This window comes from Inquilinus sp. (assembly GCF_057815775.1).
On the sequence record NZ_JBYRFX010000267.1, the window covers coordinates 1 to 2,772 of the forward strand.

The 2,772-nt window shown below is 74.0% G+C and carries 5 protein-coding genes; 1 reads left to right on the forward strand and 4 read right to left on the reverse strand.

Annotated features, from left to right (window positions below; genetic code table 11):
• On the forward strand, positions 1 to 598 hold a 598-nt coding region (locus AC3XYG_RS09430; protein WP_489139566.1), incomplete at its 5' end, for an FAD-dependent monooxygenase.
• On the opposite strand, the gene AC3XYG_RS09435 is transcribed toward AC3XYG_RS09430, so the two are convergent.
• The 4 genes from AC3XYG_RS09435 to AC3XYG_RS09450 all read right to left on the reverse strand — a co-directional run.
• The gene (locus tag AC3XYG_RS09435; protein WP_489139570.1) at positions 558 to 845 is read right to left on the reverse strand and encodes a 2'-5' RNA ligase family protein; all 288 of its coding nucleotides are present in this window, start codon (positions 843 to 845) and stop codon (positions 558 to 560) included. The genes AC3XYG_RS09430 and AC3XYG_RS09435 overlap by 41 nt on opposite strands.
• A gap of 6 nt (positions 846 to 851) precedes the next feature.
• Positions 852 to 1,127 (reverse strand): RNA 2',3'-cyclic phosphodiesterase, encoded by a 276-nt coding sequence (gene thpR, locus AC3XYG_RS09440; protein ID WP_489139567.1) that lies wholly within the window; start codon positions 1,125 to 1,127, stop codon positions 852 to 854.
• A 13-nt stretch (positions 1,128 to 1,140) separates the two neighbouring features.
• Positions 1,141 to 2,121, reverse strand: coding sequence for a transcriptional regulator FtrA (gene ftrA, locus AC3XYG_RS09445; protein WP_489139568.1), 981 nt, complete (start codon positions 2,119 to 2,121; stop codon positions 1,141 to 1,143).
• A 110-nt stretch (positions 2,122 to 2,231) separates the two neighbouring features.
• The coding region (locus AC3XYG_RS09450; protein ID WP_489139569.1) for a S1 RNA-binding domain-containing protein at positions 2,232 to 2,772 on the reverse strand (541 nt) is incomplete at its 5' end.

The window sequence follows — 2,772 nt, forward strand, 5'->3', positions numbered from 1 at the left end:
CGAGCATTTCCTGCCGCCCGGCCCGTTCGCGGTGCTGCCGATGACCGACGATGCGGCGGGCAATCACCGCTCCTCGATCGTCTGGACCGAGGAGCCGGACATCGCGGACGACCTGGTGCACCGCCCGGTCGCCGCCTTCGACGCGGCGCTGCAGGCCAAGGTCGGCGACTGGCTTGGGCCGGTGCGGACGCTGGGCAAGCGCTTCACCTATCCGCTCGGCGTCGTCCATGCCCGGCGCTACGGCGCCCGGCGTGCCGCGCTGATCGGCGAGGCGGCGCACGGCATCCACCCGATCGCCGGCCAGGGCCTCAATCTCGGCCTGCGCGACATCGCCGTGCTGGCCGAGTTGCTGGTCGAGCGCAGCCGCCTCGGCCTCGACCTCGGCGACCCGGCGCTGCTGCAGCGCTATGAGCGCAAGCGACGGCCGGACAATGTCGCCATGATCCTGGCGACGGACGGGCTGAACCGGCTGTTCTCGACCGATCTCGCCCCGGTGCAGGCCGTCCGCGACATCGGCCTCGCTGCCGTCGGCCGCCTGCCACCGGTGAAGCGCTTCTTCATGCGCCAGGCGATGGGGTTGGGCCTGCGGCCGCGGTAAGCGGATAGCTCTCCAGGATCTCGTACACCGGGCCTTCGCGGCCGAGATGGCTCTGGTAGAGGTGGAAGGCGGCGACTGGGAACGGGTCGGCGCGGAACGGGGCGTTGCCTTCGAGCCAGCGGCCGACCCGCTCGGCCGGCGCCTGGCGCAGCCGGGCCAGGGTGACGTGCGGGGCATAGGCGCGATCGTCCGGCGGCTGGCCGGCGGTGACCAAAGCGCGGTCGACCTTGGCGTGCAGGAAGTGCAGCGCCGGCTAGGCCGCCACCCCGGCCCACAGGGTGGCGGCGGCGCGCTTCGTGCCGAACTGGCCGACGCCATCCAGCGCCAGGGCGAATCCGGGTGCCGCAACAGCCTGCAGCGCCTCGTCGATCTCCTCCCCCTCCAGCGCGTCGACCTCGCCGATGAAGCGCAGCGTCAGGTGGAAATCGGCCTGGTTGGTCCAGCGGGCACCGGGCACGCCGCCCTGCAGCAGGGCCAGGCGGGACCGCAGGGCGGCGGGAATGGCGATGGCGACGAACAGACGGAACATGGGCGTTGCCTGGCTAACCCAGGCTGAAGCCGGCGCGGTAGCGGGCCGGACTGGTGGCGAGACGGCGGCGGAAATGGTGGCGCAGCGTGTCGGCCGAGCCGAAGCCGCAATCGGTGGCGATGCGTTCGACCGGCAGTTCCGTGGTCTCCAAGAGGTCGCGGGCCAGGGCCAGGCGTTCGCCGACCAGCCATTCCGCCGGAGTGGTGCCGGTGGCGTCGCGGAAGCGGCGCAGGAAGGTGCGGAGGCTCATCCCGGCACGCTCGGCCAGCCGGTCCAGCGGCAGATCCTCGGCCAGATGCTGGCGGGCCCAGTCGAACACCGCGGCCAGGCGCGGCCGGTCCTCCAGCTGCACCGGCCGGTCGACGAACTGGGCCTGGCCGCCTTCGCGATGCGGCGGCACCACCAGCCGCCGCGCCACCTGGTTGGCGATGCGCGCGCCCCAATCGCGGCGGACGATGTGCAGGCACAGATCGAGGCCGGCGGCGCTGCCGGCCGAGGTCAGCACCGGGCCTTCGTCGACATACAGCACGTCGGGCACCACGGTGATGTCGGGATAACGGGCGGCCAGCGCCTCGGCATAGCGCCAATGGGTGGTCACCCGCTTGCCGGCCAGCGCCCCGGCCGCCGCCAGCACGAACACGCCGGAGCAGATCGAGACCAGCCGGGCGCCCCGGTCGCGCGCCTGGCGCAGGGCGGCGAGCAGCGGTTCGGGCGGGATTTCTCGGATGTCGCGCCAGCCCGGCACGACGATGGTGCCGGCTTCCTCCAGCGCCTCCAGCCCGGCCTCGGCCGTGACCTGGATGCCGCCGATCGCGCGCAACGGCCCGGCCTCGGCGGCGCAGACGACGAAGCGGTACCAGTCGGCGAATTCCGGCCGCGGCAGGCCGAACACCTCGACCGCCACGCCGAATTCGAAGGTGCACAGCCCATCATAGGCGAGCACGGCAACGGTGCGGTTCGGCGGCGGGCCTGGAGGGGAGGATGGGGCGCGCATGATCCCGGGATGGGACGCGATCCGGGGCCGGAGCGTCAAGGGTGGCCCTGAGGCAGACGGCCTCCCCCTCCCCTCGCGGGAGGGGGAGAGCCTATGAGAACCGCCGGCGCCTATCGCCGCTTGCTGGTGCCGCTGCCGGCCAGGCCGGCGCGGCGCAGGGCCTCAGCCATGGCGCCATCGGGCTCTGGCGCCGGGGCGCGCGGCTTCTGCTGATAGGGCTGCTGCTGCGGCCGGGACTGGGCCGGGCGCTGCGACCCGGACTCCGGCCGCGGCCCATCCTGTCTCGGTGCATCCTGTCTGGGCCGATCCTGCCGGGGCCGGTCCTGCCGTGGCTGGCCCTGGCCGTCGCCGCGACCTTGTTGGCCGCCCTGGCTCTGCCCGGGCTGCCCCTGTCTCGGCTGGCCCTGGGCCGGCCGGTCCTGCCGGGGCTGGCCTTGGCCTGGTTGACCCTGCCCCTGACCCTGGCGGCCCCGCTGCCGCGGCGGGCCCGCACGATCCTGCCCGCCGGGAGCACCGCCCTCGCGGCGCGGCGGCCGGGCCGCGCCGTCATCGTCCAGCCGCATGGTCAGGCCGATGCGCTTCCGCTGCGGGTCGACCTCCAGCACCTTGACCTTCACCACGTCGCCCGGCTTGGCCACCGTGCGCGGGTCC

Excerpts from the sequence above, each read along its gene's own strand:
- thpR (WP_489139567.1), bottom strand. The coding sequence starts at position 1,127 with ATGTTCCGTCTGTTCGTCGCCATCGCCATTCCCGCCGCCCTGCGGTCC.
- ftrA (WP_489139568.1), bottom strand. The coding sequence starts at position 2,121 with ATGCGCGCCCCATCCTCCCCTCCAGGCCCGCCGCCGAACCGCACCGTT.